Here is a 24,879-nt window from a genome sequence, read left to right on the forward strand (position 1 = left end):
TTTCAAGTCACAGCGGGGATTACAGGCGAAGTGGCCATCCTCCGATCTCTTCAAAATTCCCCACTATTTTAACCGTCCTTTTCTTTTTCGGTTTAAACTTTCTACTTTTATCGTTCACGTTTTTTTATTGTCAATAACCATTTGTTATCGCTGATAGTTATTAGTTATTTGACTTCGCACTGGTGGCTTTCTATTTTTGTAGCGTAATCCACCAACCTGTAATTTTAATGGAAACCAATAAAATCCAACATTATAAACGGATCCTTTCCGGATCGCTTGCATGCATGTTGATATTAACGCTGCTGGTAGCTCTCGAAACATTTTTCCTGTGGACCCGTTACCTGGTTCCGGGAACAGTATCTACTTTGCAGGCCGCTCCTGCAGAGGGCTGGCACCCTCCGGCGGTGACTACCCTTCCTCCCGGCGAAAAAGCCGCAGCCATCATTTACGGACAAGCACTGATCCGGGAAACAGCACGGTACCTGGGCCCCAAAGGAAGCGTACTGCAAATTACCAACGGGATGAACTGCCAGAACTGCCATCTGCAGGCCGGTACAAAGCTTTATGGGAATAACTATAGTTTTACCGCCGCATCATATCCTAAATTCAGAGCCAGGTCCAATAGTTTGGAAACATTGAACAAACGCATCAGCGATTGCTTTGAGCGCAGCCTGAATGGCGTAGCGCCCGATAGCAACAGCAGGGAAATGGTGGCCATCAGGTCTTATATAGAATGGCTGGGAAGCGAGGTTACGCCTCATGAAAAACCCAATGGCAGCGGCCTGCAGAAACTGCCCTATTTGCAACGTGCAGCCGATCCGAAGAAAGGCATCCGCATTTATACCCAGCAATGCCGGCATTGCCATGGCGCCAATGGCGAAGGGGTAAAAAGTGCCGATGGCATTGCTTTTATTTATCCTCCCCTGTGGGGACCACAAAGCTATAACGATGCCGCAGGGCTTTATCGCCTGTCTAACTTCGCCGCCTATGTGAAATATAACATGCCTTTTGGCGTAGACTATAACTCAACGGTTCTTTCCGATGAAGAAGCCTGGGATGTAGCAGCATTCATCAACTCACAACCCCGGCCACATAAGGATCAGTCGGCCGACTGGCAGGATATTACAAAGAAACCTGTCGACTTTCCTTTTGGTCCTTATGCAGATGCTTTTTCAGCAGAGCAACATAAATACGGACCATTTAAACCCATGCAACATTAAATAAAATCAAAAACGTACACCATGAAAAAAATAACACTGCTGCTTTGCCTCTTTACCCTGTTAACGGCGCAATATGCCATGAGCCAGCACAAAACCAAATACAGGGCCATTTACCAGTTGAACAGTGATGATGATAAAGTGATCCGCAATACCCTTCGCAATATTAAAAACGCCCTGGAAGATCCGCGCCTGCAAAGCAAACTAACCATTGAGCTGGTAGCCCATGGCGGTGGTGTAACCGCCTATAAAAAAGATCATCCCTATGAATCGCTGCTGCAGGAACTACAGTCAAAAGGCGTAATCCTGGTAGAATGTGAGAACACGTTGCGGGAAAGAAAGATTTCAAAGGAAGAATTATTCCCTTTCATTCAATACACGCCCAGCGGCAATGGCGAGCTGATTATAAAACAGGCTGAAGGCTGGAGTTACGTACATCCGTAAATCATAAATAATGAAACAATTTAATACAGTGCTGATAGTAACCATCCTATTAGCAGGGGCGCTCCATGCCCAGGACTTCCGTTTTGATCCGCCCTGGAACACACCACCATCCGGGGGTGTAGCCTTTACCGTACCAGGCATCGATAATGTACCCGACCTTTATGGCGATATTATAGATCCCCAGCTGGTCATCTTCTTTGCCGGTAACCAGTTTATGGTAATTGATTCACTGATTGCTGGTTTTAAAAAAGCTTACCCTCAGTACCGGCGCATATTTGCAGAAACGCTGCCACCAGGCATCCTGGCTCAGCAAATCATCAGTGGATCACTGGTACTGGGCAATCTTCGTATAGCCGTAACACCCGATATTTATACTGCCGGGAAAAGTCGTATAGATCAGCTGCGGGACAGCTTCTCGGTGGTAAAAAACTATGCTGGTAACGCACTCGCTATTATGGTGCAACAGGGCAACCCGAAAAAGATCAAAGGACTCGCAGACCTGGCCCGTAAAGATGTACAGGTAAGTATGCCCAATCCTGCCTGGGAAGGTATCGGCAAACGCATTGAGGAAGCTTATATAAAGTCTGGCGGTACCAGACTGCAACAGGTAATAATGAAAGATAAAGTAGCCGGAGGAAGTACCTATCTTACTAAAATACATCACCGGGAAACACCGCTGCGCGTTCTCCGGCAACAGGCAGATGCAGGGCCGGTATGGCTTACGGAGGTGCTTTACCAACAAATGGTCCACCACCCGGTGGGCATAGTGAACATACCCGAAAAAGAAAACATCAGGGCATCCTATTGGGCCGGTATATTGAAAAGCGCACCACATCCGCAGGCTGCAAGGGATTTCATGAATTATCTCCTGGGCCCTGCGGGGCAGGGTATTTATAAGCACTTCGGCTTCACGCCGCCTGAATTGTGAGGTATTTTGTATTTTTAGTGCATGTTCGATTTCAGACTCAGGGTATTTCACACCGTCGCCAAACGCCTCAGCTTCACCAAAGCTGCAGAAGAATTATATATTTCACAACCAGCTGTTACCAAACATATACATGAGCTGGAGCAGCAACTTGGCATGGCGCTGTTTGAAAGGATCGGTAATAAGATAAAGCTCACCCGTGCAGGTGTACTGGTAATGCATCATGCAGAAATTATTTTTACCGATTACCGTAACCTGGAATATGATGTAAATCAACTAAAACATATGCAGGGCGGCCTGTTGCCTATAGGCGCCAGTACCACTATTGCGCAATACCTGATTCCTCCCCTGCTGGCGAAGTTCAACCAACGGTACCCGGATGTAAAAACATCGCTTACCAGTGGAAATACAGAACAGATTGAACAGGCGTTGTTTGAAAAAAGTATACAGCTGGGTATCATTGAAGGCAGCTCTAAAAATCCGTTGCTGAAATACGTGGAGTTTGCAAAAGATGAAATTATACTGGTGGGCAATATGAAGCACCAGTATGGCAATGGTGAGCCGCTTACCCCGGCCGATCTTAAAACCATTCCCCTGTTAATGAGGGAACACGGGTCCGGCACGCTGGAAGTAATTACCGAGGAACTGAAACGCCTTAAATTAAAGATCACCGATCTGAACGTGGCCATGTATATGGGCAGTACAGAAAGCATCAAATCATACCTGCATCATTCGCCCTGTGCAGCCTTTATTTCTTCACAGGCTGTGCAGCGCGAACTGGAGCTGGGAGAATTCAGGGTATTGCCGGTAAAGAATTTCAAGCTGGTGAGAAAGCTTCACTTTACTTATTTGCAGGGTTTGCAGGATAAACTTTGCCAGCTCTTTATCCGTTTCGCCAGGCAGAACATGGCGGAATAACGGCAATGTGCCTACGTTATTTATTCAGCAGCTGCCAGTGCAGCATTTCCCCCGGCGATTTCAATTCTTCCATGCCAAGGTGTTGCAGCACTTTCATGGAAGCCGTGTTGGTAACATCGCATTCAGCAATCAGTTTTTTTACATGCGGTTGCCGGAAGGCCCATTCTACCAGTATTGTAGCAGCTTCGCGCATATATCCTTTTTTCCGCCAGGAAGGTAACAGGGTATAGCCAATTTCCACCACCCCGTTTTTATCGGGTCGGCCCTTAAAACCGATATCCCCGATCACCACAGCGTCTTCTTTATGTACAATGATCCATAGCATCCAGGGAAACGACTGCGGGTCGTGCTGAAGCAACTCAATAAAATGAGGCAGCTGTTCTTTCAGGTCGGGTTGCGGCCAGTTTTCCGGTATATGTGCCTGCAGTACTTCGCGGGCATGCGGATGGTTTAAAAATATCTCTGTTAGCAGCGGCAGGCGGCAGGGATATAAAAGTAATCGATCGGTATTGAGGGGTAACATATTTTGAAATTTAAGGCAATTGTTCACTAATGGGCTTTTACCACGGCGGTGCCCAACACCTCACCGGGTTGCAGCACGTGGATCTCAAGCCGGTCAAGATCTTCTGTCAGCTCCCGTAACCTGGCTGGCGTGCCGCTGAGGGCAGGCATTGTTCCATAATGACAGGGGATCAGGTGTTTTACTTTGAGCAGACGTGCGGCAAATGCAGCTTCCAGCGGTCCCATTGTAAAGCGGTCGCCAATTGGCAGGATGGCTATATCCGGTTTATATATCTCTCCAATCAGTTCCATATCCCCAAACACAGAAGTGTCTCCGGAATAATACACAGAAATATCATCACTCATCCGCACAATAAACCCATTGCTGGTATGTGGGTAGCCTATTTTGCCATCCGGCAGATTGATATGCGCAAAGTGGAAGGCGTTGGTCATGGTTACTTTTATATTCATAACAGATATGGTCCCCCCGGCATTCAACGGTTCAAACACATGCTCCGGTACTCCCTGTTCCTGTAAATAAAACCGTACCATAGGATTGGCAATCACTTTGGGTGATTTTATTCGTATGATATCTGCCATTTTACTATCCAGGTGATCGCGGTGCCCGTGTGTGATAAGGATCAGGTCTACTTTATCCGGGATTGTTAAACCAGGAGGCAAGGCAGGGTTATTGGTATACCAGGGGTCTATTAATATAACATGACCTTCCGGAGTAGTTATCCTGAAACTTGCATGGGCCAGGAACTGAATCTGGGACTGCTGCGTGCTCATAGTACCTGTACTTAATGATCTAAATATACATCTTTTGAAAAAGACAGCGGAGATCATAAAACATGATCTCCGCTGTCTTTCTATACTAACACTATGATTGATAGCAATTATTTGCGTTGCAGTGTGTATATGATGGCTGCGCTTTTATTCTCGAAGTTAACATTTGCCCTCCAGGTCATCACGCTACCAGCACCGGTGATTTCCATACGATAGCCTTCAGTTACATTCTTTGCTTTATCGCCACTATACAGCTTTTTAAAGCCAAACATACTCACACCGCCACTTTTGGTGAGCGACCAGGCAATTTTCTGGGTAACTGCGCTGCAGCCATCTTCGGTAGAAGTAAGCGTGTAGGAACCCATTGCATAGTTATCCGGCAGGATCCACTGGCTGCCAATAAAACACTTGGCATTGGCTTCATCAAATACGGTTACTTTGGCGTTATCAGGAATTCCTTCGTACTTAATATCGGTTAAAACCCAGTTGCCTTTTACGGCGCCTTTATTGATGTCCTGGGTAACACCTTGTTTTGGGGAGCAGGAAGATGCAAAAACGGCAACTATTGCCATCAGTAACGCTGCAAATGAAAATTTTCTCATGGGAAATTAGTTTGTGTGTTTAAATGCCAATGTATTCAACACGCAGCTATCAAATAAGGTTTTATAACAGCCGGAATACAGGGGCAATTTCAGCATTTGCAATAAACGTACCAAATGAAAGTATCGTTACTTAGCGGGTACTGAGGCCGGATGATTTACGGAAGGGACTTTCAGCTCAAAAAGGATCTCTTCCAGCATTTGCGAGCGGTGATAGAAATGCCAGGTACTTGCTGCCAGCGCCATGGCAGTTACTGCCAGAGCAATAAAGGCACAGCGCCACCAGATGCTTACAGTTATCCGGCGGTTCCAGAATGAGTCGATAGGAATATATGTATGGTGATGGGAATTCGTATGTTCATATGGGTTATAACCGCTCCGGTACCTGTCTTTTGGCTCCTTTTCCAATTTAACCCGCTGCAGTACTGCTTCCTTTATTTTTACTGGCGGCAGGGGGCCTTCCTCCATCAGTTTATTTTCTATCCGGAGTTCAGCTGCTGTAAATTCCAGATCGAGCAACGGGTAGATACGACGCAGGTACAGTAACTCGTCTTCCTGTTCAGGAGAGGCAAGTCCCAGCAGATAACGCTCAATAATGCCGCTTTCTATATAGTTACTGATATTCAAACTGTCTGCTTATGTTAACCAGATGCACAAGATATAAATAATAAATAATATGTTTATAGATACGTTATATTCCGTCCTGGTGGATTCTCAAAATTGTAAAATCTTTAAAATAACGATAATCCGGATAGAAAATTATAACAAGGGGCTTTGTGTTTGTTCCTGCCGGATCATCTGGTGAAGATTATCGCTACGTTGCTGCTCCTGCGACATACGGTATTTGAGATAATAAAAAATGGCGAGGAAAAGGAATACCTTGGACATGATAAAGAAGATAATAAAGAAGATCTTCCACCAGCGGTGAACCATGATATGGTTGCCGTCTTTCGGCTGAATATTGATGAAAGTGTAATTGGAAGAGGGATCTGAATGGCCATGCCCTTCCTCCCACCTGATTTTTTGCAATACCCGTTCACGTATTTCTACCGGGGGCATAGCGGGCTCATCAAACGCGGCTCTTTCCAGGCGGCGTTCAACGAATTCGACTTCTGTATCCAGTTCCGGATACAGCCTTCTCATGTGTTGCAGCTCTTCTACCTCTTCTTCAGTAGCCAGGCCAAGCACAAAGGACTCGATAATACCGCTTTCTATGTAAAATTTTAGTTCCAAGTCTTTTTTAAGAATTGTCTGAAAGACTTCATCGCTTCTTTCAGGATTTCATTTATTTGCGCCTCCGGCAGGGCCAGCAGGCGAGCTATCGTTGTGATTGATAATCCTTTAAAATAATTAAGCCGGAACACCTGCTGTTGATCGGCTGGCAGTATCAGATAAAACTGCTGTAGTATGCCTTCTTCCTGCTTCATCAGCTCAGCACCGGTTAATGCGGTTTCTGGCAGCGCTTCTTTAATGGCGAATTCTCTTGTTTTACGAAGTAACCAGGTAAACAATGTCCGGTGGCCTGAAGTCCTGAACGTTCCGATATGGAGGAACGACCAGTGAAAAACTTTTACAACCACTTCGTTGGCTCGTTCTTTTACAGGCACCAGCTGCAATGTAATGTTATAAAGAGCCCCGGCGTATCGGTCGTATAACAACTCTTTTGCCGCAGAATCCCCTATTACTAGCCGCTCAATAAGCATTTGCTCACTTATATGTGCCAGATCTCGACGCAAAGAAGTTGTGTACCAGGTTTAGAATGCTAATATATAGAAATAAAATTAGGTGTAGGTCATAACACCTATATGAATTTATCAACATGCACAGCTAAAATGGATAACTATGGTCGCAGATCCAGCCGGTACAGCCAGTATTGCTGTCCTGACAGAGGCGCCAGTTCCCTCACCTGCAGAAAGCCAAGCCGTCTGTACAGATGTTGCGCATCCGGCATGATAGCACTGGTATGCAGCCCAAGTACATGCTCCGCTCCCAGTCTGGCTTCCTTAATGCACATTTCCATCAGGCGGCGGGCTATTGCCCTGCCACGGAAAGCCGGATGCACCGCCAGCCGGTGGATATAAGCCCAGTCGGCCGGTAGATCGGGGTTGGATTTCCCGAAGGCACCAGGAACATTACGCCTACCAGTTCGCTACCGGTGTCACAAACAAAAGTTGCGGCATTATTCATAAGCAATGGCAGCCCTGCGTGGTCTGATAACCCTTGCCGCATTTTTTCCCAGTGTTCCTGGGAAAGCACCGTGGCAAACTGACTGTAGCTGGCAAGTGATAGTTCCCAGATCGCAACAGCATCCAAAGCAGTGGCTTTCCTGTAAATCAGTGTATCCATAACCGTTATTTAACTGCCCTTCTCCAACAATTTCCAACACGATGTTGTTGGAAACTATCAGTGCTATAAAGATCGATATCTTTGGCCAGGTATGTGCTGACTCAATTGGGTTCAGGCAATAAAGTAGTGTAGGCCGACAAGTGGATTTTATGCGGGGAGCTGCCCTTTCCGAAGAAGGCAAATCCATTATTGCCATTCCATCCACTACCTCCAAAGGCATTTCGCGCATTGTATCGCAGCTGCAACCCGGCGCCAGCGTGGTTACCACCAGAGCGCACGCACTATGTAGTTACAGAGTACGGCGTTGCCCACCCGGGAAAAACCTCCGGCAAAGGGCACAGGCCTTATTAATATCGCCCACCGGGATCATCGCGAAGCATTGGAAAAGAACGCTTTTGAAATATTTAAGGTATTCGGATAAATACCGGTTCTATGAAAAAGTTGCTATCAGGCCTGCTGCTTTACATCATCACGGCAACGGCCCACGCACAGGTCACACAGGATGCTGTTAAACAACTAAGAATATACGAAGATGACGACTTCTTTAATGTATGGGGGCGTGGAACAGACCGTGGCTACAGTAACGGCAGCAGCGTAGGTTATCTTTATATAAAAAAAAAGAAATCTGTATTCCTCGATAAATGGATACTTCCCGTAGCAGGCCGCAATGCTATCAATGTATTTGAATGGAGCCTTATGCAAATCATGATCACTCCTAATGAGATTGCCGACACGAGCTACAATCCCAAAGACTTTTACTACGCCGGCGCCCTGTACGCCACGCACGGGCTCACTTCCTATAATCCCGAAAAAAAGTACAGTCTCCATTCAGAGTTTGTATTTGGCGTGCTGGGCCCGTGGGCACTCGCCAAAGAAACACAAACCTTCTTCCATCACCTTATCGGCTACCAGCCGCCCAGGGGGTGGGAAAACCAGGTGCCCAATGCCCCGTTGATCAACTACAACCTTACTTATGAAAGAATGCTGTGGAACCCGGTTAATTACCTGGAAATTATTGGCGGCGCCAATGCCCGGTTGGGAACCATGACTACCGCCATAAGCGCCTGGTCTTATATCCGGGCGGGGCTGTTCAATCCTTATTTCGGTCACCGCGATTTATCCGCAGCCACTAAAAAGAGGTTCCAGTTGTACATCATGGCCAGGCCCCAGTTCGGCTTTATAGGATACAATGCGCTGCTGCAGGGTGGTATTTTCAAATCGAGAGATACCAATTTTGAAGAAGTATCCGATTACCAGCAAACACATATGCGGCACTTTACCATCGGCATTGACTACGGCATCGGGATTGTGATTAACCGTGCCTCCATCAGCTATACCCAGAAAACCCGCACCGAATGGATGAGCGGCACCGGGAAACATTCCGTGGGCAATATTACCCTTCTTATTCCTGTCTCCCGTAAAACTATTCCCGGCAATTAATGTTATCTATCAAAAACTTATTTACCATGCATGTTAAACTGATGGTCATTTCTTTTTGTGCAATTGCCGTTTCCTGCGCCAGCAGCGGCTCTAAACCGGAAAAACGACAGTACCGGCACAGGCAGCGATACCACGCTGAATGTAGCCGCAAATCCCAGCAGCCAGCTGGAAGTAAACCCTCTTTCCGGGTACTTCCTGAAAAACACGATTACGGTAAACGACAGTCTTACCTTCTGGCTCATTGATAACCAGGCTTCATTCGACAGCCTGTTTGGCGTAGCCAAAACCATGAACAATACCATCGATCACCCGGACTTCGGTACCCATATAGTAGTAGCCGCCACCATGCCGCCTACCTTTTATGGTACCCAAATCCAGCTGGAATCCGCTACCTCTGACAATGCGAATAACAATGCCACGCTGCGCTTCGTAGCTACTGCCAATCCCAACCGGGGCAGTGCCAGTACCGCTCCGTTGTGGCTGGGGGCCGTTCCGAAAACCGGTAAAAGTACTTTTCTCCTTTACACCGGGGACCATTTAACCAAAACGATTACTACCCGGCAGTAGGCTTGCCGAATATTTTCTCTATTGCCTGGAAACGGTATCTGAACAGGGCTTCCAGCTGTTTTTTTACAAACAGCTGGTGGGCCAGTTTTCCCAGCCAGCCGAAAGGCAGCCGGTAATGAACCAGGTCCGTCATTTTTACACCACCGGGTACTGTTTCGAAGTGATGCTCGTGATGCCAGATGCTGTAGGGGCCCACCCGTTGCTCGTCTACAAAATATTCCAGGTAGGATACATGGGTGATCTCTGTCATCCATTCCAACGGGATCCCCGCTACCGGCGATACAAAGTAAGTGATGATCTGCCCCGGGTATACCTGCCCGGTATAAGGCGGGGAAGTAACAACAAACCGCATATAGGGAGGGGTAATATGCGCCAGGTTACCGGGGTTGGAAAAATAGTTCCATACCTCCTCCGGCCGGGCCGGGATCACCTGCGTATGCTGCATAAAATAAATACTGGCCATATATAAGATTACTGAAAAAATATCGTTCCGGCTATAAGCAACCGTCAAATTCGTGATTCTTTGAAATGAGTTCGTAAGTTTGTGCCTGATTAATCCGATCAGGTACATGAATCAATATATCAGGGGCTGGGTTTTCTGGCTGATGTTCATCCTCATTTCCATTTCATTTACGCGATGTGCCAACATTGTGCCCCCCAGCGGCGGGCCAAGGGATAGTTTGCCTCCTGTATTGCTGCAGGCTACTCCCAGGGACTCCACCCTTCACTTCAACAGCAAAAAGGTGACGTTTATTTTCGACGAGTATGTGGAACTGGATAATGTGAACGATAAGCTGATTGTGTCGCCAACGCTGAAACGCACACCTATTGTGACTGCCAAGCTGCACACGGTGACCCTTGAAATAAAGGATACCCTGAAGCCAAACACCACGTATACCTTCAATTTCGCCGATGCCATCCGGGATATCAACGAGCGTAATATATCGGCGGATTTCCAGTATGTAGTGTCTACCGGCGATTATCTCGACAGTCTGCAGGTATCCGGCCATCTTATAGATGCGGAGAACGGTCGTGTAGACAGCAATGTGGCGGTTATGCTGTACCGCGACCTTACAGACTCCATTGTATCAAAGGAAAAGCCGGTATATTATGCCAAAACCAAAGGGGATGGCTCTTTCCGCTTCAAGAACATAGCACCCGGCTCTTATAAGATCTTTGCACTGAAAGAAGAAGACCGCGACCTGCAGTATAACCAGCCTTCAGAAATGATCGCTTTCGTGGATGCGCCGGTTGTATTAACAGAAAGCAACCTCTCAGATGTGAATCTCCTGCTGTTTATGGAAAACGACAGTACCATCAAGCCGCCACCGGAGCCCATCGACTCTTCCCTGATTGAACAGGAAGGAGAGGAAAAGAAAAAGAAGAAGCTGCCTAAATTAACGGCCACGGCTACCCTTGACGGAGGTATGCAGGAATTACCTGCGCCTCTGAGAATTACATTTGCGCTGCCATTGAGGAACCTCGACAGCGCCAGGACCATTCTTGGTGAAGACAGCGCCTACAACCCGGTTACCTTTACCAGTACAATGGATTCTACCCGTACCCGTTTATCGATAGGTTATGACTGGAAAGAAGGTACCCCGTACCGGTTTATTATTCCTAAAGATGCACCAACAGATACTGCCGGCCAACAGCTGGCCCGGGCAGATACCATTAATTTCAGGACCAAAAAGGCAGCGGATTACGCCATTTTCACCGTTACAGAGCTCAATATCAGCGACAGTACAAAGAACGCTATCAATGATACTGCTATGCATTACGTGGTGCAGCTGGTACAGGATAAAACCATCAAATACTCCGGCACTATTGTTAATGGCAAATGGAGTCAGCGGTTTATTACACCGGGAGAATACGATATCCGGCTGCTGCTGGATACCAATGGCAATGGCAAATGGGACCGCGGAAACTATTATACCACTCCGAAAAAACAACCGGAAAGGGTGATCAATATTGAAAAAGTGAACCTGAAGGCATACTGGACGGTACCCAAGAAGATAAGCATTTAAATCATTACTGCGGAGGGAACAATGCGGCTTCCTCCGCCCCAATATTCCTAACTTTGCATTATGATATTTTCCTCTGCGCTGATAGAAAACGCGGTAAATGAATTTGCCAAACTGCCGGGTATCGGTAAAAAAACAGCTTTGCGGCTGGTGCTGCACCTGCTGAAGCAGGAAACAGCGCAGGTGCAGCAGTTTGGGGATGTGATAGCACGGATGCGGCAGCAAATACAGTTCTGCAAGGTTTGTCATAATGTATCCGATGCTGAAGTATGCAGTATTTGCAGCAGCCATTCCCGGCAGAAGCAGGTAGTATGCGTGGTAGAGAGCATCCGTGATGTGATGGCAATAGAAAACACACAGCAATTCAATGGCTTATATCACGTATTGGGTGGTATTATTTCTCCCATCGATGGTATCGGCCCGGACCAGCTTAATATCCAGTCACTGGTAGAAAGAGTCCAGTACCAGGGTGTAGAAGAAGTGATCATGGCGGTAAGTCCTACTATTGAAGGCGACACTACCATTTACTATCTCTCTAAAAAATTAAAGGAATTTCCTGTAAAAATCACCACTATTGCCCGGGGGATCGCATTTGGGGGAGAGCTGGAATATGCTGATGAGATGACGTTGGCCAGGTCTATCAGTAACCGGTTGCCGCTGGAAAGCTATGTACAGAACAAATAACCGCTACCTAACGGGTATACAAAAAAATACGGGTGCTCAACAGCACCCGTCTTCGTTTAACCTGTAATTCCACGTTATGAAAAGTTTGTCAGACAGCATCTTTTGCAGGATGGTCTGGAAATATTTTATGATTGGTTTCTGATTCCTTCTGTTGTTGCAGCTCTTTCCACCGCTGCATTTCATATTTATTCAGGAAACATACCTTAAACACTTCAGACTGGTTTCCATCGCCGGTTTGCGGCACGGGTTGCAATCCCAGGCTTGCCAGGTGCTGATGCAGGGTATGAATATGTTCTGATATAGTCATGACTGACGTTTATTTTTGTTGTAATAAATTTCTGAGAAGCACTAATGACGAATCTGTTAATTGCAGCAACGGCAACTACAAGGAGTGCAGGCGGAGGGCTGGTGGGAGGCCATAACCGGGTAAATCACTATATTTCTATCATTTTGTTGCATTGTACCTTTCTATTACCCTACAAATATAGTAGACTTTGTAGACTACTTCCAAATTAAATTTATAGGTATAAACAAAATCTATTCTCTATCAGAAAGATATACAGGTTATAAAAACCTTGGTTAAACAGGCTCAAAACGCGGATCCAAACAAATCACAAAACAATAAAATAGCCGGGAAAAGGTTATATTTGTGGACTCGTTCAGGGTGGATTTGTTTATTGTTCGACCCTGTTCTTTCTTAACTGTAACTAATAAACGCCTTGAAAATTATGAAATCTTTACAAGACTGCGCGAATGAGCGCATACTTATCATCGATGGTGCAATGGGCACCATGATACAACGCTACCAACTTCAGGAATCAGACTACAGGGGCACCCGCTTTGCCAACTATCCAAGTGATCTTAAAGGCAATAACGACCTTCTTAATCTTACACAGCCACAGATCATTGAGGCCATTCACAAAGAGTACCTGGAAGCAGGAGCTGATATTATTGAAACCAATACTTTCAGCAGCACCTCTATTGCTATGGCCGACTATGATATGCAGGCACTGGCATATGAGCTGAATGTGGCAGCAGCACAGATAGCCAAAAAGGCTACCGCGGAGTATACCGCCAAAAATCCCGATAAGCCGCGTTTTGTTGCCGGCGCCATAGGCCCAATGAACAAAACCCTGTCGCTGTCGCCGGATGTAAATAACCCCGGCTTCCGCTCTGTATACTTCGATGAAGTGGCCGCAGCCTATGAAGAGCAGATACGTGGCCTTTCCGATGGCGGAGTGGATATCCTGCTGATAGAAACTATTTTTGATACGCTGAACTGTAAAGCGGCCATCTATGCCATCAAGAAATACTACCGTGAATCGGGCAAGCCTGAAATCCCGGTAATGATTTCCGGCACCATTACAGATGCCTCCGGCAGAACCCTCAGCGGGCAAACCCTGGAAGCATTCTATATCTCAGTTATGCATGCCAACCCGTTTTCCATCGGCTTAAACTGCGCCCTGGGCGGACAGCAGATGCGCCCTTACGTAGAGGAGCTCTCCAACATAGCCAGCTGCTATGTGAGCTGCTACCCTAACGCCGGCCTGCCTAATGCCTTCGGGGAATATGATGAGGAACCGGAAGATACTGCCTGTATCATTGAGGACTTTGCCGCATCCGGCTTCGTTAACATTGTAGGCGGCTGCTGCGGTACCACCCCGGATCATATACGCCACATTGCAGAACATGTGAAACATATCAAACCACGCCTCAAACCCGTATTGGTCGAAACACTCGCCTGATCAGCCGTGGCAGGTTTTCTATTTAAATATCACTTACAGCAGAAATGAGCGAAACAATTATAAACAATACAGATACTGTCAACGAACCTATTGCCGGCGAGGAACGCAGGGTGATCAAACCCTTTATGCGCCTGAGTGGCCTGGAACCGCTGGTAGTACGGCCTGAAACCAATTTCATTAACATAGGGGAACGTACCAACGTAACCGGTTCGAAGAAATTTGCCCGTCTCATCAGGGAGGGACAGTTTGAAGAAGCCCTGTCTGTTGCCCGGCAACAGGTGGAAAGCGGCGCGCAGATCCTGGACGTTAACATGGACGATGCCCTGCTCGACGGGGAAACGGCTATGTCTACTTTCCTTAACCTCCTGGCAGGGGAACCGGATATTTCCCGTATTCCCATCATGATCGATTCCAGTAAATTTTCTGTAATTGAAGCCGGGCTGAAATGTGTTCAGGGCAAATGTATTGTTAACTCCATCAGCTTAAAGGAAGGAGAAGCCAAATTCATTGAGCAGGCCCACATCTGTAAAAGCTATGGCGCCGCCGTGGTAGTAATGGCATTCGACGAACATGGCCAGGCAGATACCGAAGAAAAAAGGGTGAGCTTCAGTCACCGTGCCTATAAAATACTCACCGAAGTGGTAGGGTACAATCCCCAGGATATCATCTTCGACCCCAATATCTTCGCTATAGCTACCGGTATTGAAGAACATAATAACTACGCAGTAGAATTTATCAATGCTACCCGCCGTATCAAAGAACTGATGCCGCTTGCCAAAGTAAGCGGAGGCGTAAGTAATGTTTCCTTCTCTTTCCGCGGTAACGAAACAGTGAGGGAAGCCATGCACTCCGTATTCCTGTTCCATGCCATCAAGGCGGGAATGGATATGGGTATTGTAAATGCAGGGATGCTGCAGATCTATGATGATATAGAGCCCACCCTGCGGGAACTTTGTGAGGATGCCATACTAAACAGAAGAGATGATGCTACAGAAAGGCTGATACAGTTTGCTGAAACCGTTAAGGCCAAGGGAAAGGTAGTGGAGAAAGATGAAAGCTGGAGACAGGGAACTGTGGAAGACCGTTTAAGCCATGCCCTCGTGAATGGTATCACCGACTACATAGATGAAGATACTGAAGAAGCCCGTTTAAAATATCCCCGCCCGCTGGATGTGATTGAAGGCCCGTTGATGGCGGGTATGAACATCGTAGGAGATCTTTTCGGCAGCGGTAAAATGTTCCTCCCGCAGGTAGTGAAAAGTGCCCGTGTAATGAAAAAATCCGTGGCCATCCTTACGCCATATATTGAACAGGAGAAATTAAGGATACAGGCAGAACACGGCGGGGAAATAAAAGCCGCCGGGAAAATCCTGCTGGCCACTGTAAAAGGTGATGTACACGATATCGGTAAAAACATTGTAGGCGTGGTACTGGCCTGTAACGGTTATGAGATCATTGACCTTGGCGTAATGGTGCCTGCTGAGAAGATCCTTCAGACCGCGCGCCAGGAAAAAGTGGATATCATTGGCTTAAGTGGCCTGATCACCCCTAGTCTCGACGAAATGGTGCATGTTGCCCGTGAACTGAAACGGCAGGATTTCAACATCCCGCTGATCATTGGAGGCGCTACCACCAGCCGCACACATACCGCTGTTAAAATAGCGCAGGAATATGCGCATGGCGTGGTACATGTACTGGACGCATCCCGCAGCGTTACCGTAACCGGCAGCCTGCTTAATAAAGCGCTGAAACCCGGGTTCCTGGCTGGTATACAAACAGAATATCAGAAGCTGAACGAGGCTTTTAAGAATAAGAAACAAACCAAGCAATTCCTGCGCATCGCTGAAGCGCAGGCCAATAAAACCAACATCAACTGGGATGCTTTCACCCCCGTGAAGCCTAAAATGACCGGCGTGATGAAGTTTGAAAACTATGATCTGGGAGAAATTGCGAAATATATCGACTGGCAGCCCTTCTTTATTGCATGGGAGCTACACGGTAAATTCCCGCAGATCCTTACCGATGAAGTGGTTGGCGTAGAAGCCACCCGGCTGTTTAATGATGCAAAAGAATTGCTAAATTAAAATAATTGCAGAAAAATGGCTGGGCGCCAATGCTGTTATTGGTCTCTATCCAGCTAACAGGGTAGCTCCGGATTCTGTAAAGGTAACACCTGAACAACCGGAAATTAAACCGGTACAGCTGGAATTCCTTCGCCAGCAGGTGAAGAAAGCACCGGGCCAGCCCAACCTGTCCCTCGCCGATTTCATTGCTCCCGCCGAATCCGGCAAAACCGATTATATAGGCGGCTTTGCGGTAACCACCGGTATTGGTATTGAAAAATGGCTGGACAAATTCAAAGCAGAACATGACGACTATAACAGCATTATGCTGAAAGCGCTTGCGGACAGGCTTGCAGAGGCCTTCGCAGAACTGATGCACGAGCGCGTGCGTAAAGAGTTCTGGGGGTACGCGTCGGATGAGCACTTGAGCAATGAAGACCTCATCAAAGAAGCCTATGCAGGTATCCGCCCCGCACCGGGTTACCCCGCCTGCCCGGACCATACCGAGAAATGGAAATTGTTTGAGCTGCTGAACGCCACTGAAAACACCGGCATCACACTCACCGAATCGCTGGCCATGTACCCCGCTTCCAGTGTAAGTGGCTGGTATTTTGCCAACCCTGAGGGTAAATATTTCGGCCTCGGAAAAATTGAAAAAGACCAGGTGACAGACTATGCTGCCCGTAAAAACTGGACAGTGGAAGAAGCCGAACAATGGCTGCGTCCCAACCTTGAATACGATATATAAAAGCATTACAGGTTAATTGTTACGGATCTGTGGAGGGATAAGGGCGGATTTTTTCGCGTTATTATCTGTCCGCAGGTCCGTAATTCGTAAATTTAATGATGTAATGCCCTAAACAACACCCGACATGAGAATCATATCTTACAATGTGAATGGCCTGAGATCAGCCATGACAAAAGGCTTCACAGAATGGTTACAAACAGACCCCGCTGATATTATCTGCCTGCAGGAAATAAAAGCCCACCAGGAAAACATCGATTTTCAGCAATTCGACAACCTCGGTTATATGCATTACTGGTATCCTGCCCAAAAGAAAGGATACAGTGGCGTAGCGGTGCTTACCCGGATAAAACCCGACTTTGTACAATATGGCAGCGGCCATGGGCAGAGCGACCAGGAAGGCCGTTTTATAAGGCTCGATTTCGGCGATATTACCCTTATCAATACTTACTTCCCTTCCGGTACCAGCGGAGAGCTCCGTCAGACCTATAAATACCAGTGGCTGGAAGAGTTCTTTCAATACCTGGAAGAACTGAAGAAAACCCGGCCCAACCTGGTAGTATGCGGGGATTACAATATCTGCCATAAACCAATAGATATCCATGACCCTGTGAGCAATAAAAACTCTACCGGTTTTTTACCCGAAGAACGGGCATGGATGGACCGCTTCTTTGAGAGTGGCTTTGTAGACAGCTTCCGTCATTTTAACACCGACCCCCATCAATACAGCTGGTGGAGCTTCCGGGCAAATGCCAGGAACAATAACAAGGGCTGGCGTATAGATTATATCAACGTTGCTGTTCCACTGAAGGAGCGCCTGAAACACGCCACTATTTATCAGCAGGTAAAACACTCAGATCATTGTCCGGTGTTCGTGGAACTGGCAGTATAAACAAAGCCATGTATGATTATATATAATGTAACTACCAAAGTGGCCACAGATACGCATTTCAGGTGGCTTCAATGGTTACAGGAGGAGCATATCCCGGCAATGCTGGCCACGGGGATATTTCATGATTACCGCATCAGCCGCTTACTGGAGCAGGACGATGAAGAGGGCCCTACCTATGTTGTACAATATTTTGCGGATAGCCTGAAAGACTACCAATCCTTCGCAGACCAGCACCAACAGGCGCTGCGGCAAAGAGGGTATGATCTTTTCGGCGACCGTTTTATTGCTTTTACAACCGTAATGGAGGTCATTTAAGTAACGTGTCTTTACTAAACTTATCCACAGGAAATCCACTATTTCCGGGGCATCCGGACTTTGGTACAATAGTTGGTTTGATCCTGCGTTAATAGTAAAAAAGCTGGCAAACAAGCCACAGCACAGGGTTTTATGTGATCCTGCTAATGATCCGGTCTTTAGCATGGAAAACATCAATCAGCTGTAACCGTTACCAGTAGCGTTTTTCAGCCGATAAAATTTTCTATAAAAAAGTTGTAAAAAATTTGGTAATCTGATAAAACGCGCTATATTTGCTCACATCAAACATTTTTTCACTAGTTAAATCTTACTAACTATGAACAAAGCCGAATTAATCGACAAGCTTGCTAAAGATGCAGCTATTACCAAAACCCAGGCTAACGAAGCGCTGGACTCTTTCACCAAAGCTGTTGCTGATACCCTGAAAAAAGGTGGTAAAGTAACTTTGGTTGGTTTCGGTACTTTCTCCGTTTCTAAACGTGCAGCACGTAACGGTAGAAACCCACAGACCGGTCAGATCATCAAGATCAAGGCTAAGAAAGTTGCTAAGTTCAAGGCTGGTAAAGCTTTATCCGACAAGCTCTAATCAGTTAACACAACTTATTCAAGCAAGGAACAGTTCATGTTTCTTGCTTTTTTTTTATATCAAACCGCCAGTACTACGCTATTTCGTCGAATTGCAGTATTTTGCAGCCTGATAACATCATATTTAACAACATCAAACTTCAAATTATTCGTTATGGGTAGAGGAGATATTAAAACCAAGAAAGGTAAGATCTTCAGTAAGTCTTTCGGTAAAGTTAGATCTGCAAAGACCAGAAAAAATACTGCCGCTAAAGCTGCTGCACCAAAAGCTTAATTTTACGCTTTTAGTAAAATGCCGCTAAGATTATTCACATAATCTTAGCGGCATTTTTATCTGATACGTTTAAAGATCATCAAGGCGCCAGGCGCTCAATCTTCCAGCTCCCTTCCGGTAATAAGGTATACAGGATCCTGTCGTGTAACCTGCTGCTTCTTCCCTGCCAGAATTCCATCGCCTGTGGCTTTACCACATAACCACCCCAATAATCAGGTCTTTGAGGGGCTTCCTGCTGATATTTTGCCGCTACCTGGTCTACCTGTTCCTCCAGGAAAGACCGGCCCGGAATGACCTTACTTTGCGGTGATGCGATAGCGCCGATACGGCTTCCCACCGGACGGCTGTTATAATATTCATTACTTACAGATACTGAAGCCTTGCTAACAGTACCCTCTATACGAACCTGGCGTTGCAGCTCCCGCCAAAAGAACAACAGGGTAACATGTGGGTTCTGTGCCAATTCCTGTCCCTTCCGGCTTTCGTAATTAGTAAAAAATAAAAAGCCATCATCATCAAAACTCTTCAGTAATACGATCCTTGCAGAAGGCCTTCCATCAGGCGTACTGGTGGCCAGCGTCATGGCATTGGCTTCATCAATTTCACTATTGATGGCATCGTCCCACCATTTCCCGAACTGGGATAACGGATACGGCGCCACTTCACTTTCATCCAGCGAGGCCAGTTGATAATCTTTTCGTAAATCTGCTATTTTCTGGTTCAACATGGTCTGTTATTTTTATGATTCAACGGGTCCTCAAAGGTATGGAAGGATAATAGTAATTTTGAGGTACCTGATATAAATCATACTATGAAAAGAGTTTTATTACCGGTATTGCTGATGGCACTACTCTCCTGTCATACCCGCAACAACAGCAACGCACCGGTTAACACCGCCAACATGGTTGTACCACTGGTTTCCACTCCCCTGTTTTATACCCAGCTGAAAGGAAAACTGGGCAATAAAGAAATCACCATGCAATTGCTGAAAACTGCTCCCCACCTGTTCCGCGGCTACTATTGCGATGACAGTACCGGGCAGCCCATTCCTTTATGGGGCACCCTGGACTCTACCCTGGTAAATATTTATGAAGAAACCAATAATAGTTCGGAAGACCGGCTGTTCAGCGGCTATTTTTCAGACGATGGAAAATTTAATGGGGTATGGCATGGCGATGGTACCTCCTATCATTTTGAGCTGCATACTGACCTGAAAAATGCCATCCCATTGAAAGTATTCTACCAGATCGATTCAGCAAAGCTGGTCCCTTCCTTATCAAAATCGCCGGTAGGTACCGTAACCTACAGCATCATCTGGCCCGATTCGCTGGTTGACAGCACCACTGCCCGTTTTATTATCAACCAGGTAACCGGCAGCAGCCACACCACAGATCCGCAGAAGTTTCTGAGAAAAGGGGTCGACTCCTTCATCCTGAGTTATCGTTATTCAGCTAAAGATGCCGACAGCAGCGAGTTTAGCGATAATACTAGCGCCTTGTCATGGAACTGGACCACGGACAACGATATGAAAGTAGTGTATAACACCTGGCCTTTACTGGTTATAGAGAAGTACGCCTATAATTTTACCGGCGGGGCACACGGCAACTGGGGCGCCACTTATTATACACTGGATCTGTCTAAACACAAAGTGCTCACTCCGGATGACATTTTCAAACCGGGTTATAAAGAAGCGGTAAGCAGGTTGCTCGATAAAGCTTTTAGAAAACGGTTCAATATGAGTGAAGAAGATGCGCTTGACCAGAACCTGCTGGTAAAGAACATTCCGCCTAACAATAATATGATTGTTACCGGCAAAGGAGTTGCTTTCAGCTATGTACCTTACGAAATAGGTCCTTATGCACTGGGGCAGGTAACATTATATATTCCGTTTACAGAGATGAAAGGAATATTAAAATAAATAACGCCGGTAGCCCACATAAAAAAGCAGCGAAGATCGATCGTTCTTCGCTGCTTCTTTTTATGCGTTTTTATTATCCTTTTACTAAAGTGCCAACATTTTTACCCATGATCACATTCAGGAGGTTACCCTGGCGGTTCATGTCAAACACGATAATAGGCAGCTTATTTTCCTGGCAAAGGGTAAATGCTGTCATATCCATCACGTTGAGGGATTTCTGGTATACTTCTGAGAAGGTAATAGTTTCGAAGCGGGTAGCTGTTTTATCTTTTTCAGGATCGGCAGTGTAAATGCCATCTACACGGGTTCCTTTGAGGATTACATCCGCCTGGATTTCAATAGCGCGCAGGGAAGCTGCGGTATCAGTAGTAAAATACGGGTTACCGGTACCTCCCCCAAATATTACCACACGACCTTTTTCCACGTGGCGGATGGCGCGGCGGCGGATATAGGGCTCTGCAATCTGTTCCATTTTAATGGCAGACTGGAGGCGGGTATACAAACCTACCTTTTCCAGGCCGCTTTGGAGGGCCATGCCATTGATCACAGTGGCAAGCATACCCATATAGTCCCCCTGGGCTCTTTCTATACCGGTATCGGCTTCGTTCATTCCGCGGTAGATGTTACCACCACCTATAACGATGGCCACCTGAACTCCCAGATCTGTAACTGCCTTAATATCGTAGGCATACTGAGATATCACCTTCGGATCAATACCATAATTTGCATCCCCCATGAGGGCCTCACCGCTCAATTTGAGCAAAATACGCTTATACTTTGGCAACATGACGCTATAAAATATTGTAAGATTGTGATTTTCCTAATATTGATTACGGTATTCTAATATACAACTTAAATGCAAAGGAGGGAAGGAAGAAAAAAAATGCCTTTTCTGATATCCGGTTACTGCCCTTTTATGTGTATGATTAGTTATGCGCAAAAAAAAGGAGAGAAACGAATTCTCTCCTTTTTTTTGATATTTTATTATTAACCTAAAGCAATTCGCTTAAAGCCATTTACTTTCAGATCAGCATCTACAGTTTTCAGGTAATCCGCTACAGACTTGTTATTGTCTTTAACGAAAGCCTGTTGCAGCAGGGTGCTTTCTTTGAAAAATTTATTTACTTTACCGGCAGCGATCTTTTCAGCCATTTCAGCAGGTTTGCCTTCAGCTTTCACCTGTTCAACAGCAATTTCTTTTTCGCGGGCGATCAGTTCAGCAGGAACGCTGTCAGCATCTACTGCGATAGGGTTCATAGCTGCGATCTGCATAGCGATATCTTTACCTACTTCTTCAGAAACAGGCTTAGAGAAAGCAACCAGTACACCCATACGGTAGTTACCGTGAATGTAAGAAGTTACGCCACCAGCTTCAACGAATTCAAATTTATTAAGGGTGATCTTTTCACCGATTTTTGCTACCTGGTCGTTTACTTTATCAGCAACGCTGGCGCCATCCAGTTGAGCGGCATTCAGGTCATCTACATTTTTGATACCGTTAGCCAGTGCCAGGTCTACGATAGACTGTGCAAATTTCACGAAGTCTTCGTTCTTAGCTACGAAGTCGGTTTCACAACCCAGTCCTACAATAACACCGGATTTACCATCTGCTGAAGTTTTAGCGATGATAACGCCTTCTTTGGTTTCACGATCGGAACGTAAAGCGGCCACTTTCTGACCTTTCTTACGCAGGTAGTCTACTGCTTTTTCAAAATCGCCATCACTTTCTACCAGTGCCTTTCTGCAATCCATCATACCAGCACCAGTTTGCTGACGCAGTTTATTTACATCAGCTGCTGTAATTGTTGCCATGAGCTATAATTAGTTTATTTGTTGTAAAAATTATTGCAAGTACTAAATCTGCCTTCAGCTATTAGCCTTTAGCTGTTAGGACCTTATGGTTGAACTAACAGCTAAAGGCTAATAGCTAAAAGCTTAAATAAATATTATCTTCCGCCGCCTGGTTTTCTTGGACCCTGGCTACCGGCACCAGATGGACGACGTTGTCCGCCTGCTGCACCACCGCCACGGTTAGCGCCACCACCACGGTTAGCACCGCCCTGGCCACCAGGACCACGACCGCCGCCACGGTTAGCACCACCCGGACCGCCCGGACCACGACCACCCTGTGCACCTGGTTTACGACCTCTTTCACGGTCTTCACCACCTTCCACTTCAAATTTGCGGGCCTTATCATCTGCTTCTTCTTCTTCCTCTACTTCTTCAGATTTCTCTGTAGCTCTTTCAGAAAGACCTTCAGCGATAGCTGCACAGATATAGCTGGTGATGATAGCGATAGATTTAGTAGCATCGTCATTCGCAGGGATAGCGAAATCTACTTTAGTAGGATCGGAGTTGGTATCTACCATACCGAAAGTAGAAATACCCAGACGCTTAGCTTCAGCCAGTGCAATGTGCTCATGGCTGATATCAACCATAAACAGTGCTGCCGGTACACGTGCCAGTTGGGCAATACCACCCAGCACTTTCTCCATTTTCTCTTTATCGCGGCTTAAAGTAAGACGTTCTTTCTTAGTGATGTTATCGAATGTACCGTCCTGCAGCATTTTTTCAATGCTCTGCATTTTCTTTACACTCTTACGGATCGTAGAGAAGTTAGTGAGCATACCACCTAACCATCTTTCAGTTACGAAAGGCATGTTGATGTTACGCGCAGCGTCTGCCACGATTTCTTTCGCCTGCTTCTTAGTAGCAACGAACATGATCTTCTTACCGCTTTTAGCGATGGATTTCAGGGCAGCAGCTGCTTCCTGCAAACCTTCTACGGTTTTGTTCAGATCAATGATATGAATACCTTTCTTTTCTGCGAAAATATAAGGCAGCATCTTGGGATTCCACTTTTTCTTCAGGTGACCGAAGTGAACACCTGCCTCCAGTAACTGCTGCTGCAATGAGGTATTATTTTCCATGTTTATATTACTCAATTAAAAGGATCAAATAATGTTTAGCTTTTAGCATCCGGCGAATTAGCCCGGAGCTAACGGCCAATAGCTCAAAAATATTAGCGTTTAGAGAACTGGAAGCTTCTTCTTGCTTTCGCTTTACCTGGTTTCTTACGTTCAACTCCACGTGGATCACGTTTCAGCAAACCTGCAGCTTTCAATGCAGGACGGAACTCAATGTTCACTTCGCACAAAGCACGGGCAATACCCAGCTTAATTGCTTCAGCCTGACCTTTGATACCACCACCCTGTGCATTCACTTTCACATCAAATTTATCGAGTGCATCGATAGTTTTGAAAGGCAGTTCCACCTGGTTCTGCAGGTAGATTAAAGAAAAGTAGTTTTTATAATCTTTGTCGTTTACAGTAATGTTACCGGTACCCTTGTTGATATACACACGGGCAACAGCTTCCTTACGACGACCTATTGTATTTTTTTGCTTTTCCATGTATCAGAGAAAAATTAGAAAGTTAAAGGTTGTGGTTTCTGCGCAGCATGAGGATGTTCAGCACCAGCATATACAAATAATTTTTTGTACATAGCACGGCCCAGACGGTTTTTAGGCAACATACCTTTAACTGCCTTTTCGATCAACACTTCAGGACGGCGACGAACCAGGTCCTTTGCTAATTCGATTCTCTGACCACCTGGGAAACCAGTGTAGTGCATATATTCTTTTTCCTGCATTTTATTGCCGGTCAGGGCAATCTTCTCTGCATTGATTACGATGATATAATCACCACAATCAGTATGAGGCGTATAGTAAGGCTTGTTTTTACCTCTTAGGATAGCAGCCATCTTAGCAGCAACCCTTCCGAGTGTCAGGTTAGTAGCATCTACTATATGCCAGTCACGCTTTACGTAAGCGTCGTTAGCCGATTTAGTTCTGAAACTTAATGTATTCATTGTTGTATACGATAAAAA

33 protein-coding genes are annotated in these 24,879 nt (G+C 46.1%); 17 read left to right on the top strand and 16 right to left on the bottom strand.

What is annotated here, in order from left to right; translation table 11 throughout:
- Positions 1-227 precede the first annotated feature (227 nt).
- From ABIE50_RS02320 to ABIE50_RS02335, 4 genes are read left to right on the top strand one after another with little or no spacing between them, the layout of a single operon-like run.
- Positions 228-1,220: a c-type cytochrome gene (locus ABIE50_RS02320; RefSeq protein WP_209856426.1), complete on the top strand. Its 993-nt coding sequence runs from the start codon at positions 228-230 to the stop codon at positions 1,218-1,220.
- Positions 1,221-1,241: 21 nt separating this feature from the next.
- Positions 1,242-1,661 carry a DsrE family protein gene (locus tag ABIE50_RS02325; RefSeq protein WP_209856424.1) on the top strand — a complete coding sequence of 140 codons (420 nt, stop codon included), beginning with the start codon at positions 1,242-1,244 and terminating at the stop codon, positions 1,659-1,661.
- A 10-nt stretch (positions 1,662-1,671) separates the two neighbouring features.
- Positions 1,672-2,589, top strand: coding sequence for a molybdate ABC transporter substrate-binding protein (locus ABIE50_RS02330; protein ID WP_209856422.1), 918 nt, complete (start codon positions 1,672-1,674; stop codon positions 2,587-2,589).
- Between the two features lie 21 nt (positions 2,590-2,610).
- A complete protein-coding gene (locus ABIE50_RS02335; RefSeq protein WP_142684688.1) occupies positions 2,611-3,504 on the top strand; it encodes a LysR substrate-binding domain-containing protein in 894 nt (297 codons plus the stop codon).
- A 16-nt stretch (positions 3,505-3,520) separates the two neighbouring features.
- Here the strand turns inward: ABIE50_RS02335 and ABIE50_RS02340 are convergent, their stop codons facing one another.
- From ABIE50_RS02340 to ABIE50_RS02375, 8 genes are all read right to left on the bottom strand, one after another.
- Positions 3,521-4,027 carry a GNAT family N-acetyltransferase gene (locus ABIE50_RS02340; protein ID WP_209856420.1) on the bottom strand — a complete coding sequence of 169 codons (507 nt, stop codon included), beginning with the start codon at positions 4,025-4,027 and terminating at the stop codon, positions 3,521-3,523.
- 26 nt (positions 4,028-4,053) lie between these two features.
- Positions 4,054-4,797, bottom strand: a complete 744-nt coding sequence (locus ABIE50_RS02345; RefSeq protein ID WP_209856411.1) for a metal-dependent hydrolase — start codon at positions 4,795-4,797, stop codon at positions 4,054-4,056.
- A gap of 107 nt (positions 4,798-4,904) precedes the next feature.
- Positions 4,905-5,396 carry a lipocalin family protein gene (locus tag ABIE50_RS02350; RefSeq protein ID WP_142684684.1) on the bottom strand — a complete coding sequence of 164 codons (492 nt, stop codon included), beginning with the start codon at positions 5,394-5,396 and terminating at the stop codon, positions 4,905-4,907.
- 126 nt (positions 5,397-5,522) lie between these two features.
- The gene (locus ABIE50_RS02355) at positions 5,523-6,020 is read right to left on the bottom strand and encodes a hypothetical protein (protein ID WP_209856408.1); all 498 of its coding nucleotides are present in this window, start codon (positions 6,018-6,020) and stop codon (positions 5,523-5,525) included.
- A 132-nt stretch (positions 6,021-6,152) separates the two neighbouring features.
- The gene (locus tag ABIE50_RS02360) at positions 6,153-6,626 is read right to left on the bottom strand and encodes a hypothetical protein (RefSeq protein ID WP_209856406.1); all 474 of its coding nucleotides are present in this window, start codon (positions 6,624-6,626) and stop codon (positions 6,153-6,155) included.
- Positions 6,617-7,129: an RNA polymerase sigma factor gene (locus ABIE50_RS02365; RefSeq protein ID WP_209856404.1), complete on the bottom strand. Its 513-nt coding sequence runs from the start codon at positions 7,127-7,129 to the stop codon at positions 6,617-6,619. Before ABIE50_RS02365 ends, ABIE50_RS02360 begins: the two co-directional genes overlap by 10 nt.
- Positions 7,130-7,233: 104 nt before the next feature.
- Positions 7,234-7,455, bottom strand: coding sequence for a GNAT family N-acetyltransferase (locus ABIE50_RS02370; RefSeq protein WP_209856402.1), 222 nt, complete (start codon positions 7,453-7,455; stop codon positions 7,234-7,236).
- Positions 7,425-7,739 (bottom strand): hypothetical protein, encoded by a 315-nt coding sequence (locus ABIE50_RS02375; protein WP_209856400.1) that lies wholly within the window; start codon positions 7,737-7,739, stop codon positions 7,425-7,427. Before ABIE50_RS02375 ends, ABIE50_RS02370 begins: the two co-directional genes overlap by 31 nt.
- Before the next feature lie 149 nt (positions 7,740-7,888).
- Between ABIE50_RS02375 and ABIE50_RS02380 the strand changes: the two genes are divergently transcribed.
- The 3 genes from ABIE50_RS02380 to ABIE50_RS02390 are packed head-to-tail and all read left to right on the top strand — an operon-like array spanning position 7,889 to position 9,746.
- The gene (locus tag ABIE50_RS02380; RefSeq protein ID WP_354027847.1) at positions 7,889-8,251 is read left to right on the top strand and encodes an acetyl-CoA hydrolase/transferase C-terminal domain-containing protein; all 363 of its coding nucleotides are present in this window, start codon (positions 7,889-7,891) and stop codon (positions 8,249-8,251) included.
- A complete protein-coding gene (locus tag ABIE50_RS02385; RefSeq protein ID WP_209856397.1) occupies positions 8,172-9,179 on the top strand; it encodes a lipid A-modifier LpxR family protein in 1,008 nt (335 codons plus the stop codon). The genes ABIE50_RS02380 and ABIE50_RS02385 overlap by 80 nt, the downstream gene beginning before the upstream one ends.
- A gap of 57 nt (positions 9,180-9,236) precedes the next feature.
- On the top strand, positions 9,237-9,746 hold the full coding sequence (locus tag ABIE50_RS02390; protein ID WP_354027848.1) for a hypothetical protein: 510 nt from the start codon (positions 9,237-9,239) through the stop codon (positions 9,744-9,746).
- Here ABIE50_RS02390 and ABIE50_RS02395 read toward each other — a convergent pair.
- A complete protein-coding gene (locus ABIE50_RS02395; protein WP_209856391.1) occupies positions 9,733-10,209 on the bottom strand; it encodes an SRPBCC family protein in 477 nt (158 codons plus the stop codon). The two genes, ABIE50_RS02390 and ABIE50_RS02395, sit on opposite strands and share 14 nt — an antisense overlap.
- Positions 10,210-10,315: 106 nt before the next feature.
- On the opposite strand from ABIE50_RS02395, the gene ABIE50_RS02400 reads away from it, so the two are divergent.
- Complete coding sequence (locus tag ABIE50_RS02400; protein WP_209856389.1) at positions 10,316-11,773, top strand: Ig-like domain-containing protein; 1,458 nt, start codon at positions 10,316-10,318, stop codon at positions 11,771-11,773.
- 60 nt (positions 11,774-11,833) lie between these two features.
- Positions 11,834-12,454, top strand: a complete 621-nt coding sequence (gene recR / locus ABIE50_RS02405) for a recombination mediator RecR (RefSeq protein ID WP_142684677.1) — start codon at positions 11,834-11,836, stop codon at positions 12,452-12,454.
- A gap of 88 nt (positions 12,455-12,542) precedes the next feature.
- Here the strand turns inward: recR and ABIE50_RS02410 are convergent, their stop codons facing one another.
- Complete coding sequence (locus ABIE50_RS02410; protein WP_209856386.1) at positions 12,543-12,761, bottom strand: hypothetical protein; 219 nt, start codon at positions 12,759-12,761, stop codon at positions 12,543-12,545.
- 421 nt (positions 12,762-13,182) lie between these two features.
- Here ABIE50_RS02410 and ABIE50_RS02415 point away from each other — a divergent pair, with 421 nt between their 5' ends.
- The 7 genes from ABIE50_RS02415 (at position 13,183) to ABIE50_RS02440 (ending at position 19,073) form a co-directional block, all read left to right on the top strand.
- Positions 13,183-14,199: a homocysteine S-methyltransferase family protein gene (locus ABIE50_RS02415; protein WP_209856384.1), complete on the top strand. Its 1,017-nt coding sequence runs from the start codon at positions 13,183-13,185 to the stop codon at positions 14,197-14,199.
- A gap of 44 nt (positions 14,200-14,243) precedes the next feature.
- Positions 14,244-16,283: a dihydropteroate synthase gene (locus ABIE50_RS02420; RefSeq protein WP_502913901.1), complete on the top strand. Its 2,040-nt coding sequence runs from the start codon at positions 14,244-14,246 to the stop codon at positions 16,281-16,283.
- Positions 16,284-16,320: 37 nt separating this feature from the next.
- Positions 16,321-17,010 carry a vitamin B12 dependent-methionine synthase activation domain-containing protein gene (locus ABIE50_RS32225; protein WP_502913956.1) on the top strand — a complete coding sequence of 230 codons (690 nt, stop codon included), beginning with the start codon at positions 16,321-16,323 and terminating at the stop codon, positions 17,008-17,010.
- 124 nt (positions 17,011-17,134) lie between these two features.
- Positions 17,135-17,899: an exodeoxyribonuclease III gene (locus tag ABIE50_RS02425; RefSeq protein WP_209856368.1), complete on the top strand. Its 765-nt coding sequence runs from the start codon at positions 17,135-17,137 to the stop codon at positions 17,897-17,899.
- Between the two features lie 12 nt (positions 17,900-17,911).
- Positions 17,912-18,214, top strand: a complete 303-nt coding sequence (locus ABIE50_RS02430; RefSeq protein WP_209856365.1) for a DUF4286 family protein — start codon at positions 17,912-17,914, stop codon at positions 18,212-18,214.
- A 316-nt stretch (positions 18,215-18,530) separates the two neighbouring features.
- Positions 18,531-18,800 carry an HU family DNA-binding protein gene (locus ABIE50_RS02435; RefSeq protein ID WP_029465307.1) on the top strand — a complete coding sequence of 90 codons (270 nt, stop codon included), beginning with the start codon at positions 18,531-18,533 and terminating at the stop codon, positions 18,798-18,800.
- A 153-nt stretch (positions 18,801-18,953) separates the two neighbouring features.
- Positions 18,954-19,073 carry a 30S ribosomal protein THX gene (locus ABIE50_RS02440; RefSeq protein WP_079471345.1) on the top strand — a complete coding sequence of 40 codons (120 nt, stop codon included), beginning with the start codon at positions 18,954-18,956 and terminating at the stop codon, positions 19,071-19,073.
- A 79-nt stretch (positions 19,074-19,152) separates the two neighbouring features.
- Here ABIE50_RS02440 and pdxH read toward each other — a convergent pair whose 3' ends face one another.
- Entirely contained in the window at positions 19,153-19,800 is a 648-nt protein-coding gene (pdxH, locus tag ABIE50_RS02445) for a pyridoxamine 5'-phosphate oxidase (RefSeq protein WP_209856362.1), read from the bottom strand.
- A gap of 84 nt (positions 19,801-19,884) precedes the next feature.
- On the opposite strand from pdxH, the gene ABIE50_RS02450 reads away from it, so the two are divergent.
- Positions 19,885-20,991, top strand: a complete 1,107-nt coding sequence (locus ABIE50_RS02450) for a DUF3298 and DUF4163 domain-containing protein (RefSeq protein WP_209856359.1) — start codon at positions 19,885-19,887, stop codon at positions 20,989-20,991.
- 73 nt (positions 20,992-21,064) lie between these two features.
- Here the strand turns inward: ABIE50_RS02450 and pyrH are convergent, their stop codons facing one another.
- The 5 genes from pyrH to rplM form a co-directional block, all read right to left on the bottom strand.
- Positions 21,065-21,778, bottom strand: coding sequence for a UMP kinase (gene pyrH / locus ABIE50_RS02455; protein WP_142684670.1), 714 nt, complete (start codon positions 21,776-21,778; stop codon positions 21,065-21,067).
- Positions 21,779-21,978: 200 nt separating this feature from the next.
- Positions 21,979-22,803: a translation elongation factor Ts gene (tsf, locus tag ABIE50_RS02460; protein WP_209856355.1), complete on the bottom strand. Its 825-nt coding sequence runs from the start codon at positions 22,801-22,803 to the stop codon at positions 21,979-21,981.
- A 134-nt stretch (positions 22,804-22,937) separates the two neighbouring features.
- Complete coding sequence (gene rpsB, locus ABIE50_RS02465; protein WP_142684668.1) at positions 22,938-23,921, bottom strand: 30S ribosomal protein S2; 984 nt, start codon at positions 23,919-23,921, stop codon at positions 22,938-22,940.
- 92 nt (positions 23,922-24,013) lie between these two features.
- Positions 24,014-24,403, bottom strand: a complete 390-nt coding sequence (gene rpsI / locus ABIE50_RS02470) for a 30S ribosomal protein S9 (RefSeq protein ID WP_089890120.1) — start codon at positions 24,401-24,403, stop codon at positions 24,014-24,016.
- 14 nt (positions 24,404-24,417) lie between these two features.
- Entirely contained in the window at positions 24,418-24,861 is a 444-nt protein-coding gene (rplM, locus tag ABIE50_RS02475) for a 50S ribosomal protein L13 (protein ID WP_142684667.1), read from the bottom strand.
- Between the last annotated feature and the right edge of the window lie 18 nt (positions 24,862-24,879).

The organism is Chitinophaga sp. OAE865 (assembly GCF_040546735.1).
Lineage (GTDB): Bacteria > Bacteroidota > Bacteroidia > Chitinophagales > Chitinophagaceae > Chitinophaga > Chitinophaga polysaccharea_A.

Excerpts from the sequence above, each read along its gene's own strand:
- ABIE50_RS02320 (WP_209856426.1), top strand. The coding sequence starts at position 228 with ATGGAAACCAATAAAATCCAACATTATAAACGGATCCTTTCCGGATCG.
- ABIE50_RS02325 (WP_209856424.1), top strand. The coding sequence starts at position 1,242 with ATGAAAAAAATAACACTGCTGCTTTGCCTCTTTACCCTGTTAACGGCG.
- ABIE50_RS02330 (WP_209856422.1), top strand. The coding sequence starts at position 1,672 with ATGAAACAATTTAATACAGTGCTGATAGTAACCATCCTATTAGCAGGG.
- ABIE50_RS02335 (WP_142684688.1), top strand. The coding sequence starts at position 2,611 with ATGTTCGATTTCAGACTCAGGGTATTTCACACCGTCGCCAAACGCCTC.
- ABIE50_RS02340 (WP_209856420.1), bottom strand. The coding sequence starts at position 4,027 with ATGTTACCCCTCAATACCGATCGATTACTTTTATATCCCTGCCGCCTG.
- ABIE50_RS02345 (WP_209856411.1), bottom strand. The coding sequence starts at position 4,797 with ATGAGCACGCAGCAGTCCCAGATTCAGTTCCTGGCCCATGCAAGTTTC.
- ABIE50_RS02350 (WP_142684684.1), bottom strand. The coding sequence starts at position 5,396 with ATGAGAAAATTTTCATTTGCAGCGTTACTGATGGCAATAGTTGCCGTT.
- ABIE50_RS02375 (WP_209856400.1), bottom strand. The coding sequence starts at position 7,739 with ATGGATACACTGATTTACAGGAAAGCCACTGCTTTGGATGCTGTTGCG.
- ABIE50_RS02380 (WP_354027847.1), top strand. The coding sequence starts at position 7,889 with ATGCGGGGAGCTGCCCTTTCCGAAGAAGGCAAATCCATTATTGCCATT.
- ABIE50_RS02385 (WP_209856397.1), top strand. The coding sequence starts at position 8,172 with ATGAAAAAGTTGCTATCAGGCCTGCTGCTTTACATCATCACGGCAACG.
- ABIE50_RS02395 (WP_209856391.1), bottom strand. The coding sequence starts at position 10,209 with ATGGCCAGTATTTATTTTATGCAGCATACGCAGGTGATCCCGGCCCGG.
- ABIE50_RS02400 (WP_209856389.1), top strand. The coding sequence starts at position 10,316 with ATGAATCAATATATCAGGGGCTGGGTTTTCTGGCTGATGTTCATCCTC.
- recR (WP_142684677.1), top strand. The coding sequence starts at position 11,834 with ATGATATTTTCCTCTGCGCTGATAGAAAACGCGGTAAATGAATTTGCC.
- ABIE50_RS02410 (WP_209856386.1), bottom strand. The coding sequence starts at position 12,761 with ATGACTATATCAGAACATATTCATACCCTGCATCAGCACCTGGCAAGC.
- ABIE50_RS02415 (WP_209856384.1), top strand. The coding sequence starts at position 13,183 with ATGAAATCTTTACAAGACTGCGCGAATGAGCGCATACTTATCATCGAT.
- ABIE50_RS02420 (WP_502913901.1), top strand. The coding sequence starts at position 14,244 with ATGAGCGAAACAATTATAAACAATACAGATACTGTCAACGAACCTATT.
- ABIE50_RS02425 (WP_209856368.1), top strand. The coding sequence starts at position 17,135 with ATGAGAATCATATCTTACAATGTGAATGGCCTGAGATCAGCCATGACA.
- ABIE50_RS02430 (WP_209856365.1), top strand. The coding sequence starts at position 17,912 with ATGATTATATATAATGTAACTACCAAAGTGGCCACAGATACGCATTTC.
- ABIE50_RS02435 (WP_029465307.1), top strand. The coding sequence starts at position 18,531 with ATGAACAAAGCCGAATTAATCGACAAGCTTGCTAAAGATGCAGCTATT.
- ABIE50_RS02440 (WP_079471345.1), top strand. The coding sequence starts at position 18,954 with ATGGGTAGAGGAGATATTAAAACCAAGAAAGGTAAGATCTTCAGTAAG.
- pdxH (WP_209856362.1), bottom strand. The coding sequence starts at position 19,800 with ATGTTGAACCAGAAAATAGCAGATTTACGAAAAGATTATCAACTGGCC.
- ABIE50_RS02450 (WP_209856359.1), top strand. The coding sequence starts at position 19,885 with ATGAAAAGAGTTTTATTACCGGTATTGCTGATGGCACTACTCTCCTGT.
- pyrH (WP_142684670.1), bottom strand. The coding sequence starts at position 21,778 with ATGTTGCCAAAGTATAAGCGTATTTTGCTCAAATTGAGCGGTGAGGCC.
- tsf (WP_209856355.1), bottom strand. The coding sequence starts at position 22,803 with ATGGCAACAATTACAGCAGCTGATGTAAATAAACTGCGTCAGCAAACT.
- rpsB (WP_142684668.1), bottom strand. The coding sequence starts at position 23,921 with ATGGAAAATAATACCTCATTGCAGCAGCAGTTACTGGAGGCAGGTGTT.
- rpsI (WP_089890120.1), bottom strand. The coding sequence starts at position 24,403 with ATGGAAAAGCAAAAAAATACAATAGGTCGTCGTAAGGAAGCTGTTGCC.
- rplM (WP_142684667.1), bottom strand. The coding sequence starts at position 24,861 with ATGAATACATTAAGTTTCAGAACTAAATCGGCTAACGACGCTTACGTA.